The sequence below is a fragment of the Atopobium fossor DSM 15642 genome (assembly GCF_000483125.1).
GTDB lineage: Bacteria > Actinomycetota > Coriobacteriia > Coriobacteriales > Atopobiaceae > Atopobium > Atopobium fossor.
Genome location: NZ_KI519553.1, coordinates 78,379 through 94,690 on the forward strand (window position 1 = coordinate 78,379; position 16,312 = coordinate 94,690).

16 protein-coding genes are annotated in these 16,312 nt (G+C 43.0%); 15 read left to right on the top strand and 1 reads right to left on the bottom strand.

Annotated elements, in window-relative coordinates:
* The first annotated feature begins 10 nt into the window (after nt 1-10).
* The 12 genes from G469_RS0103060 to G469_RS0103115 all read left to right on the top strand — a co-directional run bounded on the left by G469_RS0103060 (nt 11) and on the right by G469_RS0103115 (nt 12,094).
* On the top strand, nt 11-517 hold the full coding sequence (locus tag G469_RS0103060) for a pyridoxamine 5'-phosphate oxidase family protein (protein ID WP_028263792.1): 507 nt from the start codon (nt 11-13) through the stop codon (nt 515-517).
* A gap of 430 nt (nt 518-947) precedes the next feature.
* Nucleotides 948-1,238 (top strand): co-chaperone GroES, encoded by a 291-nt coding sequence (locus G469_RS0103065; protein WP_028263793.1) that lies wholly within the window; start codon nt 948-950, stop codon nt 1,236-1,238.
* A 66-nt stretch (nt 1,239-1,304) separates the two neighbouring features.
* Complete coding sequence (groL, locus tag G469_RS0103070; RefSeq protein ID WP_028263794.1) at nt 1,305-2,945, top strand: chaperonin GroEL; 1,641 nt, start codon at nt 1,305-1,307, stop codon at nt 2,943-2,945.
* Between the two features lie 213 nt (nt 2,946-3,158).
* Complete coding sequence (locus G469_RS0103075; RefSeq protein WP_035425364.1) at nt 3,159-3,590, top strand: PTS sugar transporter subunit IIA; 432 nt, start codon at nt 3,159-3,161, stop codon at nt 3,588-3,590.
* Nucleotides 3,591-3,696: 106 nt separating this feature from the next.
* Nucleotides 3,697-5,112 carry a PTS ascorbate transporter subunit IIC gene (locus G469_RS0103080; RefSeq protein ID WP_028263796.1) on the top strand — a complete coding sequence of 472 codons (1,416 nt, stop codon included), beginning with the start codon at nt 3,697-3,699 and terminating at the stop codon, nt 5,110-5,112.
* A 121-nt stretch (nt 5,113-5,233) separates the two neighbouring features.
* Nucleotides 5,234-5,521, top strand: coding sequence for a PTS sugar transporter subunit IIB (locus G469_RS0103085; protein ID WP_028263797.1), 288 nt, complete (start codon nt 5,234-5,236; stop codon nt 5,519-5,521).
* A 105-nt stretch (nt 5,522-5,626) separates the two neighbouring features.
* Nucleotides 5,627-6,481, top strand: a complete 855-nt coding sequence (locus G469_RS0103090; protein ID WP_035425365.1) for a transketolase — start codon at nt 5,627-5,629, stop codon at nt 6,479-6,481.
* Nucleotides 6,481-7,440, top strand: coding sequence for a transketolase family protein (locus G469_RS0103095; protein ID WP_028263799.1), 960 nt, complete (start codon nt 6,481-6,483; stop codon nt 7,438-7,440). Before G469_RS0103090 ends, G469_RS0103095 begins: the two co-directional genes overlap by 1 nt.
* A gap of 191 nt (nt 7,441-7,631) precedes the next feature.
* Nucleotides 7,632-9,746 carry a BglG family transcription antiterminator gene (locus G469_RS0103100; protein WP_028263800.1) on the top strand — a complete coding sequence of 705 codons (2,115 nt, stop codon included), beginning with the start codon at nt 7,632-7,634 and terminating at the stop codon, nt 9,744-9,746.
* Nucleotides 9,746-10,024, top strand: a complete 279-nt coding sequence (locus tag G469_RS0103105; RefSeq protein WP_028263801.1) for a PTS sugar transporter subunit IIB — start codon at nt 9,746-9,748, stop codon at nt 10,022-10,024. Before G469_RS0103100 ends, G469_RS0103105 begins: the two co-directional genes overlap by 1 nt.
* Before the next feature lie 14 nt (nt 10,025-10,038).
* Entirely contained in the window at nt 10,039-11,319 is a 1,281-nt protein-coding gene (locus tag G469_RS0103110; RefSeq protein WP_028263802.1) for a PTS ascorbate transporter subunit IIC, read from the top strand.
* A 25-nt stretch (nt 11,320-11,344) separates the two neighbouring features.
* Nucleotides 11,345-12,094: a tryptophan synthase subunit alpha gene (locus G469_RS0103115; RefSeq protein ID WP_051353731.1), complete on the top strand. Its 750-nt coding sequence runs from the start codon at nt 11,345-11,347 to the stop codon at nt 12,092-12,094.
* A 43-nt stretch (nt 12,095-12,137) separates the two neighbouring features.
* Here G469_RS0103115 and G469_RS0103120 read toward each other — a convergent pair whose 3' ends face one another.
* On the bottom strand, nt 12,138-13,172 hold the full coding sequence (locus G469_RS0103120) for a LacI family DNA-binding transcriptional regulator (RefSeq protein WP_028263804.1): 1,035 nt from the start codon (nt 13,170-13,172) through the stop codon (nt 12,138-12,140).
* A 329-nt stretch (nt 13,173-13,501) separates the two neighbouring features.
* Here G469_RS0103120 and G469_RS0103125 point away from each other — a divergent pair, with 329 nt between their 5' ends.
* The 3 genes from G469_RS0103125 (at nt 13,502) to G469_RS0103135 (ending at nt 16,284) form a co-directional block, all read left to right on the top strand.
* Complete coding sequence (locus G469_RS0103125) at nt 13,502-13,825, top strand: PTS fructose transporter subunit IIB (protein ID WP_028263805.1); 324 nt, start codon at nt 13,502-13,504, stop codon at nt 13,823-13,825.
* Between the two features lie 78 nt (nt 13,826-13,903).
* A complete protein-coding gene (locus tag G469_RS0103130; protein WP_211225399.1) occupies nt 13,904-15,010 on the top strand; it encodes a PTS fructose transporter subunit IIC in 1,107 nt (368 codons plus the stop codon).
* On the top strand, nt 15,010-16,284 hold the full coding sequence (locus G469_RS0103135) for a class II D-tagatose-bisphosphate aldolase non-catalytic subunit (protein WP_028263807.1): 1,275 nt from the start codon (nt 15,010-15,012) through the stop codon (nt 16,282-16,284). Before G469_RS0103130 ends, G469_RS0103135 begins: the two co-directional genes overlap by 1 nt.
* Nucleotides 16,285-16,312 lie beyond the last annotated feature (28 nt).

Genomic DNA, 16,312 nt, shown 5'->3' on the forward strand with positions numbered 1-16,312 from the left:
AAGAGTCTTTATGCGTCGCAGGGATCGAGAGATTACAGACCCAGACCAGATTGTAAAGATTATCAAGAGTTGCGATGCATGCCGTATCGCGCTCAATGACCAGAGCGGATATCCTTACGTAATTCCTCTCAATTTTGGCCTTGAGGTTGCGGATGATAAATACTATCTATGGTTTCATGGCGCAAACCGTGGAAAGAAGCTTGAGCTTATCGCTCGTGATAACAGAGCGACCTTCGAGATGGATACCAATCATACTCTTATTATGTATGATGATCGCATGAGCTGTACCATGGGATACGCCAGCGTGATTGGGCACGGTCTTATTGATATTGTCCCAAAGGAAGAAAAGATCCACGGTCTCAAGATCCTCCTGTCCCACTTCCATGAAAACGATTTCCCTATAAACGAGAAACTTCTCTCTGCTACCACTGTGTTCCGCCTAAGCGTTATCGATATGGTGGGCAAACGTCGAGACAATGTCCATCCTGGCGAGAAAAGCCGCGTACATGGAATTTGATAGACAGCAATAACGAGTCATGATGACACAGGTTGCATTGTCTTTGCTCAATAACAGAAATTAATGTATCTATCTGCCAAACTAATGTCTTTGTGCTTCCTCTAGTCATTATTAATATTAATAATGACTAGAGGCTATGGAAGCTAAAGAAAGCTTGCACTACGAGAGTTTTTAACATCAGATTGCACCATAGTAAAGATTGTATAACTTTAAGCTGATATTTTAATCAACAACTTTAATACATATGTGCATAGGAGAAAATCTAAGTGTGTCATATAGAGATTTTTTCAAAATACTTGTGTATATTTGCGCATGCTGGGTACTATCAACAACAGTAATAATGCAAGGTGGCAAAACGTCAGCCTTTGTGGTTCAACATTTTGCCTAAACAATCGCACGCCTTACAGGCGTAATGGAAGGAAGGCTCATAATGAAGCTCAAGCCATTAGGTGATCGCATTTTGGTAAAGCCCGCTCCTAAGGAGGAGAAGACCTCTTCTGGTCTGTTCATTTCCAGCGGTGCTCAGGAAAAGCCTCAGCAGGGTGAGGTTATTGCCGTAGGCGCTGGCAAGTACAACGATAAGGGCGAGCGTATTGCTCTGGATATCAAGCCCGGTGATCAGGTGTATTACGGTAAGTTTGGTGGCAATGACGTCAAGATTGACGGCGAGGATTACCTGCTTCTTCGCGCCGATGACATTTACGCAATTGTGGAAGAGTAACCCGCTAAGCTGGTAATTAGTTTTAATTATTTTGCGTAAGCACAATCATTTTCGGAGGAATTTGCAATGGCAAAGAACATTGAATTTGGCACTGACGCACGCGCCAAGCTTGCTAAGGGTGTAAACACCCTCGCAGATGCAGTAACCACCACCATGGGCCCTAAGGGTCGCTATGTTGCTTTGGAGCGCACTTATGGTGCTCCCACCATTACTAACGACGGCGTATCCGTTGCTAAGGAAATTGAGCTTACCGATCCTGTAGAGAACATGGGTGCTCAGCTGGTTAAGGAAGTTGCTACCAAGACCAATGACACCGTAGGTGACGGTACTACTACGGCAACCTTGCTTGCACAGGTTATCGTAAACGAGGGTCTGCGTAATGTTGCAGCTGGCGCTAATCCTATTGCCATTCGTCGTGGTATTGATAAGGCCGTTACCGCTGTAGTTGCCAAGATGGCCGCTGCTTCCAAGGAAGTTTCTACCAAGGATCAGATTGCTTCTGTAGGTACCATTTCTGCTGGTGATCCAGAGATTGGTAAGAAGATTTCTGACGCTATGGATGTTGTAGGCAAGGATGGCGTAATTACGGTAGAAGAGTCCCAGACCTTTGGTATGGACATCGATACTGTAGAGGGTATGCAGTTTGATAAGGGCTATATCTCTCCTTACTTTGCCACCGATGGTGAGAACATGACGGCAGAGCTCAAGGATCCCTACATCCTTATGACTGATCAGAAGATTTCCAACATTCAGGATATCTTGCCTGTCCTTGAGGGCATCCAGAAGTCCGGTTCTCCCTTGCTCATCATTGCAGAGGATGTAGATGGTGAGGCTTTGGCAACCCTGATTCTTAACAAGCTTCGCGGTACCCTTAACATTGCTGCTGTTAAGGCTCCTGGCTATGGCGATCGTCGTAAGCGCATGCTTGAGGATATTGCTATTCTCACTGGTGGTCAGGTAGCCATGAAGGAACTCGGTGTTTCTTTGACCGATATCTCTGCAGAGATGTTGGGTCGTGCTAAGTCTGTCAAGATTACCAAGGACAATACCACTATTGTTGGCGGCGCTGGCTCCAAGGATGCAATCGACGAGCGTGTTTCTCAGATTAAGGCAGAGATTGATCACACCGATTCTGACTTTGACCGTGAGAAACTCCAGGAGCGTTTGGCTAAGCTTTCCGGCGGCGTAGCAATCATCAAGGTTGGTGCAGCTACCGAGGTTGAGCTCAAGGAAATCAAGCACCGCATTGAGGACGCGCTTCAGGCAACTCGCGCAGCTGTCGAGGAGGGCATTGTTTCCGGCGGCGGTGTAGCCTTTATCGAGGCTTCTGTAGCTTTGGACGAGGTTGCTACCAATGATGCGGACGAGAAGATTGGTGTAGACATCATCCGCAAGGCTCTTGAGGCTCCTGTAAAGACCATCGCTCATAACGCTGGTTACGAAGGCTCTGTAGTTGTCGAGAAGATCAAGGGCTTGCCTGCTGGTCAGGGTCTTGACTCTGCTTCTGGTACCTATGGTGACATGATTGAGATGGGCGTACTGGATCCTGTAAAGGTAACTCGTACCACCCTTCAGAATGCTGCTTCTGTTGCATCGCTCATTCTCATTACTGAGGCTACGGTATCTGATGTTCCTAAGAACACCACTATTGAAGAGGCTATTTCTGCTGCAGCTGCACAGGGTGGCCAGGGCGGTGGTATGTACTAAGCCTGTACGGTTACAATCGCTCTCAACGCTTGTTAAGCGGCTCTAAAACGAGTACGTTTACCTGCGTATAATGCACGTTTACAGACCCCGTGATACCACGGGGTCTTTTTTGTCGCTTTTATGCGCACACAAAGTGTACATAATGTTAGAATGCAATACATTAATTGTTGGTCAGCATGTAACGCATAGACAGGGTAGGTTACCGTGAAGGAAATGCTTAAGCTCGAGAATATCCAGATTCTTCAGAGTGTGGAAGACTGGGAGCAATCCGTTCATGCTGCTGTTCAACCATTAGTAGATGCTGGCTATGCAGAAGCTCGTTATATTGATGGCATTATTGCCAATGCAAAAGAGCTTGGCCCCTACTTTGTTTTGTGCCCTGATTTAGCGTTACTTCATGCTCGCCCCGAGCAGGGTGCTCTTAAGCAGCAGCTTGCAGTAACTGTTTTGCGTGAGCCTGTCCGCTTTAAAGAAGAAGGCCCAGATGTTCGCTTGTTGGTTACGCTTGTAGCTACAGATTCTGATTCTCATATTAATGTCATGCGTCAGCTTGCCATGATGTTTGGTGACCCAACTAATATTACTAAGGTTGCTCAAGCAGCATCTGAACAGGAGATTTATGACCTGTTCTTGGCACAAGAGTAACGGTAATAACACATATTCTTGTTTTGATCATCGTTTGACGTAGCGGGCGTCAACTGTGATATGCACGATTCGTATTGAGTAGCGAGTTTTTATTAAAGGGGGAAACATGGCAGTTGTAGATTTCTTTGTCAACATCTTGTCTACGCCAGCAATTCTTGTTGGCCTTCTCGCTCTTCTTGGTCTTGCACTTCAGGGCAAGCCTATCGAAGACATTGTAATGGGTACCGTAAAGACCATTGTTGGTTTCTTGGTACTGTCCGCTGGCGCAGGCTTTTTGCAGTCTGGCTCTTTGCTTGCATTTGGTGAGATTTTTAACTTTGCCTTTAACATGCAGGGTGTCGTTCCTAACAATGAGGCTGTTGTTTCCATGGCTCTTGAGCAGTTTGGTTCCGATACTGCACTTATCATGTGTGTTGGTATGATTCTTAATATCGTGCTGGCGCGTTTTTCTCGTATGCGTTACATCTTCTTGACTGGTCATCACACGTTGTACATGGCTTGCATGCTCGCTGTAATCCTGTCCATTGGTGGCTTGGCTGGTGCGCAGCTCATCATTGCTGGTGGCTGCTTGCTTGCATTCATCATGGTTGTATCTCCCGCTTACTGTCAGCCTACCTTCAAGAAGGTAACCGGCACCGATGGCGTTGCTCTTGGTCACTTTGGTGGTATTGGTTATGCTCTTGCAGGTTTGGTTGGTAAGGCTTTTAAGGGCAGCAAGTCCACCGAGGAACTTAAGTTCCCCAAGCGTCTTATCTTCTTGCGCGATACTACCGTTTCTATTTCTATCACCATGATGGTTTTGTTTGTTATTGTAACGGGTATTGCCGTTGCAAAGGGTATTTTGACCGCAGATCCCACTCAGTTTGCGCACCTCAATGACCTGCTTAATGTTGGTACCGAGACTCACACCAACTGGATTGTATGGTCTTTGACCTCTGGCATGAGCTTTGCTGGCGGCGTTTACATCATCCTGTCTGGCGTTCGTCTGATTGTTGGTGAGATTGTTCCTGCGTTTAAGGGCATTGCAGAGAAGCTCGTCCCTGGTGCAATTCCTGCAATTGACTGCCCTGTTGCATATCCTTATGCTCCTAACGCAGTAATCATTGGCTTCTTGGTATCTTTCCTTGCAGGTATCATTGGCCTTCTGGTACTTACTGGCATCAATAGTACTATTCCTGTAGCACTCATTCTTCCCGGCGTTGTACCTCACTTCTTCTGTGGCGCAACCGCAGGTGTCTTTGGTAACGCAGAAGGTGGCGTGAAGGGTTGTGTAGCTGGCTCCTTTATCCATGGCCTTCTCATTACCTTCTTGCCCGCAATTTGCATGCCTGTATTTACTGCACTTGGTTTTACCGCTGCTACCTTCTCTGATGCTGACTTCTCTTGGATGGGCATCCTGTTTGGTAATGCGGCTCAGGGTATTCAGGGCACAGCACTTATGATTGTTTGCATTCTTGTGTTCTGTGCACCTATTATCTACAACTTTGTTGCACCTAAGAAGGTTGTTGCTGAGCAAGAATAATGGCCTCACGGCTATATAATGAACTCGCAGGTTTGCCGGGGTGCATGCTGTGCCCCGGCAACTATTTATATGGTGTAGTTAGTACAATAAAACTGCACCTGCTCACACAAAGGAGTGAAGCATGAAGGTATCAAAGATTATGTGTGCCTGTGGTTCTGGTCTTGGCTCGAGCCTCATGGTAGAAATGAACATTCAAGATGTTCTTAAGAAGATGGGTATTGAGGGCATTTCTGTTTCTCATTCAACCACTTCTGACGTAAAGCCTGGCGCTGCAGACCTGTTTGTTGTCGGCCGTGATCTGGCAGATTTCATCAAGGATGTTCCTGAAGAGCAGATTGTGGTTCTTCAGAACATCATCGATAAGAACGAGCTGGAAGAGAAACTTCGCGAGAAGAATATTGAGGCTTAAATACACAGCTATACACGACTGCCCAAAATCAGTTGTGTATTTGCACGCGCTGTAGGGGCATTGTTCCTGCAGCGCATTATTTCGCATTATTTTTTGGAGATATTGATGGATCAAAAAACGTTTGATGAACTTTCGCTATTTTGCGTGAAAGTTCGCAGAGATATCCTTCAGATGCTTATGAAGGTTGGTTCTGGCCATCTGGGTGGTTCAATGTCCATTGTTGAACTCATGAGCGTACTCTATGGTAAACACCTACGCTATGATGCAAGCAATCCTTTGTGGGAAGACCGTGATCGCGTGGTTCTTTCCAAGGGTCATGCTGGACCTGCTTGGTATGCCACGTTGGCAGAGAAGGGCTTCTTTGACCGTAATATGTTGCTTACTCTTAACGAGGGCGGCACCAACTTACCTTCTCATCCCGATCGTATAAAAACACCTGGCGTAGATATGACTACTGGTTCTTTGGGTCAGGGTACTTCTACCGCTGCTGGTATTGCTACTGCTTTGCGTATGAAGGGTTCTGACAGGCGCGTATATCTTATTGTGGGCGATGGCGAGCTTAATGAGGGGCAGTGCTGGGAGGCATTTCAGTATATTGCGTCCAATAAGCTTAACAACTGCATTGTTATTATCGACTGGAATAAACGCCAGCTTGATGGCTCGCTTGAAGAAGTTATTAATCCCTTTGATATTGCCAAGAAGCTTGAAGCCTTTGGTTTTGCAACACAGCAGGTTAATGGCCAGGATATGAATGCTGTAGACGAAGTCCTTACCATTGCCGAGAATACCAAGGACACTGCAGTGGCTATTATTTTGGATAGTATTAAGGGTGCGGGTATTCCTTTCTTTGAGACCTATTCTGGCAATCACTCTGTGAAATTTAGCGCTCCTGAGGTTAAGAAGGCGGCAGATGAGGCACTTGCTCAATACGAGAAGATTTTAGAGGGGAGTGAGGTCTAATGTTTAAACTTGCCAAAGATCGTGGCATGAACTCTCCTGAACTTCGCGCTGTTGTAGTACATACACTCCAAGATCTCATGAATACCAACGACCGTGTTGTTGCTCTTGAGGCAGATTTGGGCGGTGCTTCCGGTTTTACCAAGATTGCACAAACCAATCCTGACCGCTTTGTGCAATGCGGTATCTCTGAAGCTAATATGGTTGGCGTTGCTGCAGGTATGAGCACACTTGGCTTTAAGCCCTTTATGCATTCGTTTGGACCGTTTGTATCCCGTCGCGTTTTTGACCAGGTATTTTTGTCTGGTGGCTATGCGCACAACACTATTAATATCTATGGCTCTGACCCTGGATTTTGTGTAGGCACCAATGGTGGCACTCACACTACTTGGGAAGACGTTGCGCTTATGCGTACCATCCCAGGAGCTATCGTATGTGATGCTGCAGATGCCACACAGTTGGATTGGATTATTCGCGAGTTTGCACAACTTGAAGGTGTGCATTACGTTCGCGCTAATCGCAAGGCAGTACGTGATGTGTATGAGCCTGGCTCTACTTTTGAGCTTGGTCGCGGCAATATTGTTCGTAAGGGTAACGATGTTCTTATTATTGCGGCCGGTCAACTGGTAAGCGAGGCTTTAGATGCTGCAGAGATTTTAGAACAGCAGGGAATTTCTGCCGAGGTAATAGACATGTTTTGCATTAAGCCTCTGGATGAGAAATTCGTGCTCAGTGAAGCTGCAGAAAAGAAGGCAGTAGTTACCTTTGAGAACCACGGTGTTATTGGTGGATTGGGAGATGCTGTTGCAGCAGTTTTGGCAGAACATAGTGTGGCTGTGCCATTTAAACGTCATGGCGTTGTGGAGAGCTTTGGTCAGGTAGGTAGTCCAGATTACTTGCAAAAGGCATTTAAACTTACGACCAACGATTTGCTGGATACGGTTACGGCACTTCTTAATTAGGTTTTGAATAAAGATAAATAGTAATCCCAAAGCCAATTAATTGGCTTTGGGATTACTTCTAGAACCTCGTGTTTTTATATTTGGATTAGGTATGTTCTGGTAGAACGAAAAATACATTTTCACAAATATTGAAAAAAAGTGGGTTTGTTTGAAAATCCCCTCTTAACTACGATTAATTTAGGAGGGGTCATATGAGTGTCAGAGTTGAACAACTATACAATTTAGTTTGCTGTGCCCATATTTCCATGCATGTTAGTGATTTTGCGGCACGTTTTGGAGTAAGTTCCCGAACGATTTACAATGACGTTAATCGCATTAACACTTTTTTACGTGCTTACAATAGAACATATATACAGAATAAACGCGGTATTCTCTCTTATGAATATCTATCTACAGTTGCCTTTTCACAGCTAGTTAATGACAGAGAGCTGTTCTATATAGATCCTGAGTTTCGTCGTACTCGAATTGGTGAATTAATACTTACGCTATCTGATGGATTTAGCATCGAAGATTTGCAGGCATATTACGACATATCACGGAATACTTTATTGCATGACATACAGTATATTAAAAATATCTTACAAAAATACTCAATTAAGCTCACATCATTTCAGTTTGTTGGATATGTGGTTGAAGGTTCTGAAAAAGATATACGTAATGCACTCACCTCATTCTTTTTAAATGATGAGTTCCTCTTTTACAAAAGCAATACTGTCTTTGAAGATTGCTTAAATAAGAGCAATGACTCTGCTTGCAATATCTCAGAGGTTGAAGAGTCAACATCATTATCTACACTAGATTTTTCAGTCAAAATGCATGAGCTTATAGAAAAAATATGTAAAGACTTACAAGTTGAATTCAGCGATGCGTCTGTTGATTATTTAATTTGCTCTGCCTACGCATCGTATTGCAGGATACGAATTAATAAAAAAATAGTACTGGCCTCTCAGGTGATACCTACTACACGTGAATTTGAGATGGTAAAAAAGTACTCAAAAACACTTGAACAGATTTTTTCAGCGGAGTTATCGGCAGATGAGCTAGATTATGTGGCAAGTAAGTTACGTGAAGCATCAATTGTGCACTTTGATGATCTTGTATCGGAAAACTGGATAAAACTAGGTATTCTCATCGATAAGCTTATCGAAGATGTTTCCCATGCATTCCCATATGCTGGTTTTATTGATGATGAAATGTTACGAGTGGGACTCCTTAATCATCTGCGTCCAGCATATTGGCGTGCAGTCAATCAGACCTTTATAGAAAATCCAATGCTGGATTATGTCGCAAATCAATGTACTGAACTCTTTGATGTGGTAGAGGCTAGTCTTAAAATTGTTGAAAGCGAGTTAGATGTTCACTTTCCGATTGAGGAAGTAGCTTTCTTTACATTATTTTTTGCAGGGTCTTTGGAGCGAAATAAGCGTGCTGCGATACGTCAGACCAGCGTTATAGTTGTTTGTCGGGAGGGACTTGCTACCTCTCAGTTGATTAGGTCAAAACTAGAAACAAATTTCGATATAAATATTATTGGTGTTTATGGAGTTGCTGAAGCTAGACGTTGGCTTGAGAGTAATAACGTTGATGTTATTGTGTCTGTAGGGCATTTTTCATTTTCAGGTGAAAATGTTATTGAGGTTTCTCCTCAATTTAACCAAGTTGATTTTAGAAAATTACAAGAGAGTTTTCATTCTCAAACAAAGCCTGTGGACGTTGCAGAAATTATGTCCATTATTTTGCGTCACGCTTCACTTGAAGAAGATAAGAAAAAACTACTAATAAGTGATTTAAAGCAATACTTTGGACTCTCTTCAAAGTGTCTAGAAAATTGCAAATTAGAGAGAGGTGGCTATCAGCCTATGCTACATGAGGTTCTTACAAAAGACTTAGTGGAAGTAAATTATGAGGCGGCAGATCGAAATGATGCTGTACGTCGTGCAGGAAGATTATTAGTAAAAAGAGGCATCGCAGAGGAATCGTATATAGAAGCTATGATAGAAAACGTTGAGGTAAATGGTACCTATATAGTAATTGCTCCAGGAATTGCAATGCCACACGCCAGGCCAGATAAAGGAGCTAAATCTATTGGCTTCGGAATAATTACGCTTAGGCATCCCGTTATATTTGGTCATCCAACGAATGATCCCGTAGAAATCGTTATCGCACTTTGTGCAATAGATCACCAAACACATTTAAAAGCACTAGCAGAGCTTGCAGAAATTCTTGCAGATGAAACAAAAGTTAAGCAGATTAAGTTAGCAAATACGCCTGGTGAAATAATCAAAATCATGGAAGGAAGCGAGTAATGTATAGACTTGTTACGGTATGCGGTGCAGGAGTTGGAAGCAGTATGATGCTCCGACTATTTGCCCAACAGATTTTGGATGCAGAGGGAATAGAAGCAGAGGTAGATGCATCGGATATAGGCTCTGTTGACCCTAGCGCATATGACGCTCTTATTACTACTTCTGATTTTGCAGATGCATTGCGAGAAACCGAAACGCCGATTATTCGTATAGACAACATGATGGACAAGGCTTTTCTCAGAGAGCAACTACTTAAAACAATCGCTTCTATTAAATAGGAGGTTGCAAAAAAATGAGTGTATTTCTTTACATTGTTAATAACTATCTAAGTCAATCCGTTTTTATCATTGGGTTTGTAATTATTGCCGGTATGCTTGCAATGGGAAAGAAATGGAATCAAATTCTTCCTTCAGCAATTAAGGCCATGATTGGTTTCACCATGATTAACCTTGGTGGACAAACATTGGGTACTGCTTTATTGCCGCTAGCAACTATGATTTCTAAAGCATTTGGTACTACTGCAGCAGCTGCAACAGACATAGGAACAGCCTCTGCGGAATATATGGGAGAAATTGGTACCGAATTAGCTCTTATTTTTGCCTTTGGTTTTATTGTTAACTTGTTGTTGGCACGATTTACTCGCTTTAAGTTTGTTCATCTTTCGGCACATGTTTCTTTTTTCTATTCAGGATTACTTGCTGCTCTACTTAAGTACAATACTTCCTTATCATTTTGGGGCATTGTTTGTGCGGGATCAGTAATTTTAGGTTTATATATGACATTTACCTGCGCTTATGTTAACTATTGTATTCAAGGTGTGAAAGGTGGAGAAGATATTACCCTTGCACATTCAAGCTCTTTTGGTCTTTTAACTGCTACCATTCTTGCTAAGACATTTGGTAATAAGGCCAACGATTTAGAAGAAATTAAAATCCCAAAGCAGTTTTCTTTCTTACGTGAAATGACTATTGCTCTGACTTTAGTTATGACACTTCTTTTTCTCGTTGTAAGTATTTTTGCTAGTCCTACATGGGTTACTGAAAATATTTCTGGTGGAAAAGATATTTTAGTGTATTCAATTCTACAGGGTATTAGCTTTGGCATGTGGATAACAGTTATCATTACAGGCGTACGAATGATGCTTGCTGAAATTATTCCTGCATTTCACGGTATTGCTGAGAAGATTATTCCAGGTGCAAAACCTGGTCTTGATGTTCCACTGCTATTTCCAAATTATCCAACAAGTGTTATCGTCGGCTTCTTATGTAGCCTATGCTCTGGTCTTGTGGGCATGGTTGTGTTGGCAGCAATTGGCTATCCAGTAGTAGTGTTTCCTGCTCTTATTCCTACTTTCTTTACTGGTGCTGCTACTGCTATTTTTGGAAATGCTCATGGTGGTGTGCGTGGTGCGATTATTGGTTCTTTGGTAAACGGTGTTCTCTTAATCGTGGGCCAAGCGCTTCTGTTGCCTATCGTTGGTTCCTATGCGCCTATTATGCGTATTCTTTCTGAGACAGATTATTGTGTTTATGGACCCATTCTCGGTTGGATTCTTCAGCTTTTACCTCTGTAATATTTTTGTAAGGAGCAAAATAGCAATGGGTAATAGAACTCTATCTGAGCTGAGCAATATGCCTTCTTTGTCGATTCAAGCAAGTAATACTGTTCTCTTTTTGACATTTGGGTATCCAGAGTGGACTACATTTATTGAGCTGCTAAGACTTTTTAATAGATATGGTATTGGATATGTTGAACTTGGTATTCCTGTACAAAACTCATTTGCAGATGGAGAGATAATAAAGAAGGCAAATGCCCACGTATTACCTATTCTTACAAGGTCAAAAATCATTGAAGGATTAAAAGAAATTCGTGCTTACTTTTCTTTCAAAATGATTTTAATGACTTATAAAGAGGGTATCGACAAATATGATTTAAGCTCTATCGATTCTACTCTATTTGATTCTTTGCTATGTGTAGATGAGTGTTATCCAGAAAGCGTTTTCCCAAACACGATTAGACTCTTTTCAAACGAACTTTCTGATCAGCAAATGATAGAGCGCGCAGAAAAAACGAGTGAATTTGCGTATATTATATCAGGTAAAGGAAAGACAGGCTCTCAAGGAACTCTTCAGACAGAATATATTAGCACCATCAATCGTTTGCGGAAAATGACTACCAAAAAGAAATATGTCGGGTTTGGTATTAAAACTCGAGATGATGTCCTCAGTGTTTTGCAGAATGGTGCCGATGGGGTTATTGTTGGTTCTGAGCTAATGAGACATATCAATAATGGTGGAGTTAATGCAGCAGAAGAATATCTACAGGAGCTTGGCTTAACAAAATGTTAGTAAATTGACTAGCGGAAAACAAAACTTTTTTAAGCCCCTTGAGTTATAAAGTGCTTTCTTGCCAACATGTTGTGCAGGGGAGCACTTTTTGCATGGGCGTTGCTCCATCGTTTTCCATCAAATTAAAAAGCATTTGACAGGCTTCAACACCTTCTTGCCTAACGGGTTCCAAAATGGTGGAAATAGAGGGTTTGGTAAGACTGCTCCACTCCTGGTTGTTTATACCAAGTAACCCGATTTTCTCGGGAATGAGGTGATGAAGTGGTTCTAATGCTTTAAATGTTCTTCCTAACATCCATTGGTGTGGTGTAAAAATGAGTGTTTTCTCAGAAGGGGTAATTGCATGCTGAAGCTGTTTGGTGAGTAGCTCTTCTGAGGGAGAAGTGTGGGTTACTGCAATTGACGTGTATTCAAAGTTGTGTGCGGATACGGCGTTGATAAAACCCTGCATACGTTCGGCACGCGTACGGTGATTTGCAGCAAAAGGCTCCGTATTTCTTCCATCGTCATTGAGGACTACAAAAGAGGTATATCCAGCTTCCATACAATGGCTTACCGCTGAGTACACTCCTTCGTAAAGATTTGTTTTAATCCATGAAGTATTGAAGTCGTATAAGTCTGTATCGTAAAAAACAACCTTTTTACCAGCAGCTTCTATGCGTTTGCGCACCTTCATGAATTGAGAAGTAGGTTGGACAATAAAGCCATCTACGCCAAGAGAGAGCATCTTCTCTGTATACATCGATTCAATATCAGATTGAAAATTTGTATTACAAAGAACCGTTTGATATTTGTGCTGTGCCGCAACTTCTTCGATGCCATTAATAAGCTGACCGCTCCATGCATTTGTGTTGTCTAGAATAAGAACAGCAATAACGCCTGTATGTGTCTCTTTAGAAGAGAGCATACGAGATTGTGCATTAGGTACATATCCTGTTGTAACAATAGCTCGTTCAATCTTTTTGCGGGTTTTATCGCTCATGCGATTAAATTGTCCATTTATGCAATAAGATACGGTAGCCGTAGAAGTCCCAGCAAGTTTTGCTATGTCAGAAATAGTAACTCGATTGCGGGACATGATACTCCTTTGAAATAAACCAAAACAGCATTTTTAGAATACTAGACTTCTTGCTATATTCCGCTTACAGAAAAATTAAATATTTTCTTGACTTTTATTCACAGTAACAAATATCGATAAAAAAGAACTAGTTAAACGTTTAACTAAAATTGTTAAGAAATATACATCTACCTGCGCTTACGGAATATTTCTTGTAGCAATAAAATCACCTGCCTAGACTTGGTGTTATTAAAGTACCCAAACGTATGCAATGTAAAAACATGTTTCCAAACATTGCTTAAACAAGGGTGAACGGTGGGAGTGGTCAATCAACAGGAGGGGGTTTGTGCATGAAAATCGTAGCAGTAACAGCGTGTACCGTTGGCATTGCACATACCTTTATGGCTCAAAAGGCCATTGAGGATGAGTGCGAGAAAAGGGGCTTTGAGTACAAAGTAGAAACTCAAGGTGGGTACGGTGCCGACAACGAACTTGATGATGACGATATAGAGTCAGCCGATGGTGTTTTGCTTGCCGTTGATGTGGGCATTGAGGGCGACGAACGCTTTGATGATAAACGCGACGAGGACCGCGTGCTAACTGTTGGTTCTGCTGATGTTATTCGTGATGCAGCTTCCGTCATTGATCGTTTGCTTGAGCAAATTGATGAGTAATGCAAGTGAGTAATCGCGATGTATTAAGCATGTATCAAGTGTTGTATTGGTAATGGTCGTTTTTGTGAGAGGAACAAAATGGCTGAAGAGACAAAAGAGAAGGCAAAAGAGAAGAAAAAGAAGGGTTTGTTTGATAACCTAGGCAAAGATCTTCTCAAGGCTTTTAACACAGGCGTTTCGTACTTTATCCCTATTGTTGTAGTGGGTGGTGTATTTCTAGCATTCTCCCTTGCTTCTGGTAAAGCAGGTGCAGAAGGCATGGAGGTCACCAATCCCTTCATGCAAAATCTCAATTTGATTGGCATGGCCGGCATCAAAATGATGATTCCGGTAATGACTGCCTATATTGCATATTCGCTTGCTGGTAAGCCAGCCTTGGCACCAGGTTTTGTTATGGGTTACTTGGTTAACAACCCAGTTTCTGTAAATGGAACAGATGTATCTACGGGCTTTTTGGGCGGTATGATTTTGGCCATCTGTGTTGGCTACTGGGTAAAGTGGATGAAAACATGGCAGGTTAATGATGTTATCCGCACCATCATGCCTATTTTGATTATTCCTATCTTCACCTCTTTGATATGGGGTTTGCTTTACATCTATGTTCTTGCATTGCCATTGGGTGCATTTATGGGTTGGTTAACGGATTTGTTAACTGGCTTACAGGGTGGCTCTGCGGTAATCCTTGGTCTTGTTATTGGTCTTATGACTGCATTTGATATGGGTGGTCCCGTTAATAAGACCGCCTCTACCTTTACCATGGCTCTTATGACTACTAGTGTATATGGCCCTAACGGAGCATTTCGCGTGGCCGTAGCTATTCCTCCTCTGGCTTGCGGTGTTGCTGCACTTATTGCGCGTAATAAGTTTGATGAGACCGACCGTCAGATGGGTATCTCTGCAATCTTCATGGGTTGTATTGGCATTACCGAAGGTGCAATTCCCTTTGCGGTAAAGGATCTTGCACGTACACTTCCGGGCATCATGATTGGTTCTGCCGTTGGTGCTGGTTTGGCAATGCTTCAGGGTATTGAGTGCTTTGTTCCTCACGGTGGCTTTATTGTTGCTTTTGCCACGAACAACATTGCCTTGTTCTGCCTAGACATTGTTATTGGCACGCTTATTGGTGCTGCCATCATGGTTGTCATGAAACCAAAGATGGAAACGTCAGGAACGGAAGTACGTTAATGGAAAAGCTCCCTATTAAAAAGTACGTTGAAGGCATGCTCAAACTGCAGGATTCTGGTACCTCATCTACCATGCTTGGTATTGGACCTATGTCTCCTAATTTGCTGCAGGCATCATTTGAACTTGCACAAGAGCATGATTTTCCTCTCATGTTTATTGCAAGCCGCAATCAAGTTGATGCAGATGAGTTTGGTGCTGGCTATGTAAATGGTTGGGATCAGAATCGCTTTGCTGCAGATATTAAAACGGTTGCCGATAAGGTTGGTTTTGATGGCATGTACTACCTGTGCCGCGACCATGGTGGTCCTTGGCAGCGTGATGAGGAGCGCAATGCTCATCTGCCCGAAGCTGAGGCTATGGAGAAGGCAAAGGCATCATATCTTGCAGATATTAAGGCTGGCTTTGACCTGCTTATGATTGATCCAACCAAGGATCCTTTTGTCATTGGTAAGGTAATCCCGCTGGATGTAGTGGAGCGCCGTACCGTTGAGCTTATCGAGTATTGCGAGCAACAGCGCAAAGCACTTGGTTTGCCCGAGATTGGCTATGAGGTGGGTACCGAGGAAACCAACGGTGGCTTAACGTCTGCCGATAAGTACGAGGAGTTTATCGAGTACTTGCAGGTAGAGCTTGGTAAGCGCAATCTTCCTATGCCAACTTTTATTGTTGGTCAAACGGGAACCTTAACGCGCTATACCGATCAGGTGGGTCATTACGATTTCCAGAATGCTTTAGAACTCTCAAAGATGGCAAAGCGTTATGGTGTGGGTCTCAAAGAACATAATGCCGATTACATGGATGATGTTACCTTGCTTGAGCACATTCCTGCTCGTGTAACCGCGTCTAACGTAGCTCCCCAATATGGCACCGAGGAAACTCGTGCTTACCTAAAGTTGTGTGCTGTACAGGACATTCTTGTTAAAGAAGGTCTTTGCAACACTCCATCAGAGCTCAAAAAAGTGTTACTAGTCAAGGCAATTAAAACGGAGCGTTGGCGCAAGTGGATGGTTGGCGAGCAGACCAAGTTACAGGTTGAAGATATTCTTGAAGACGAAGAATTATCTCTTAAAATTCTGGATATCTCGGGGCACTACGTATTTAATGACGATGAGGTTAAGGCAGAGATTAAGAAGTTGTACACTAACCTTGAAGCCGCTGGCATTGATGGTGCGCGTTATGTGGTAGATCACATTAAGCGTCCAATCCGCCAGTATGTAGAGTGCTTGAACCTCGGGTCTTTGACTTCTCGCGTAGTTGCTGCGCTTAAGAAGTAGAGTTTCGAGTAGTTCGGTAAAGCTTGAG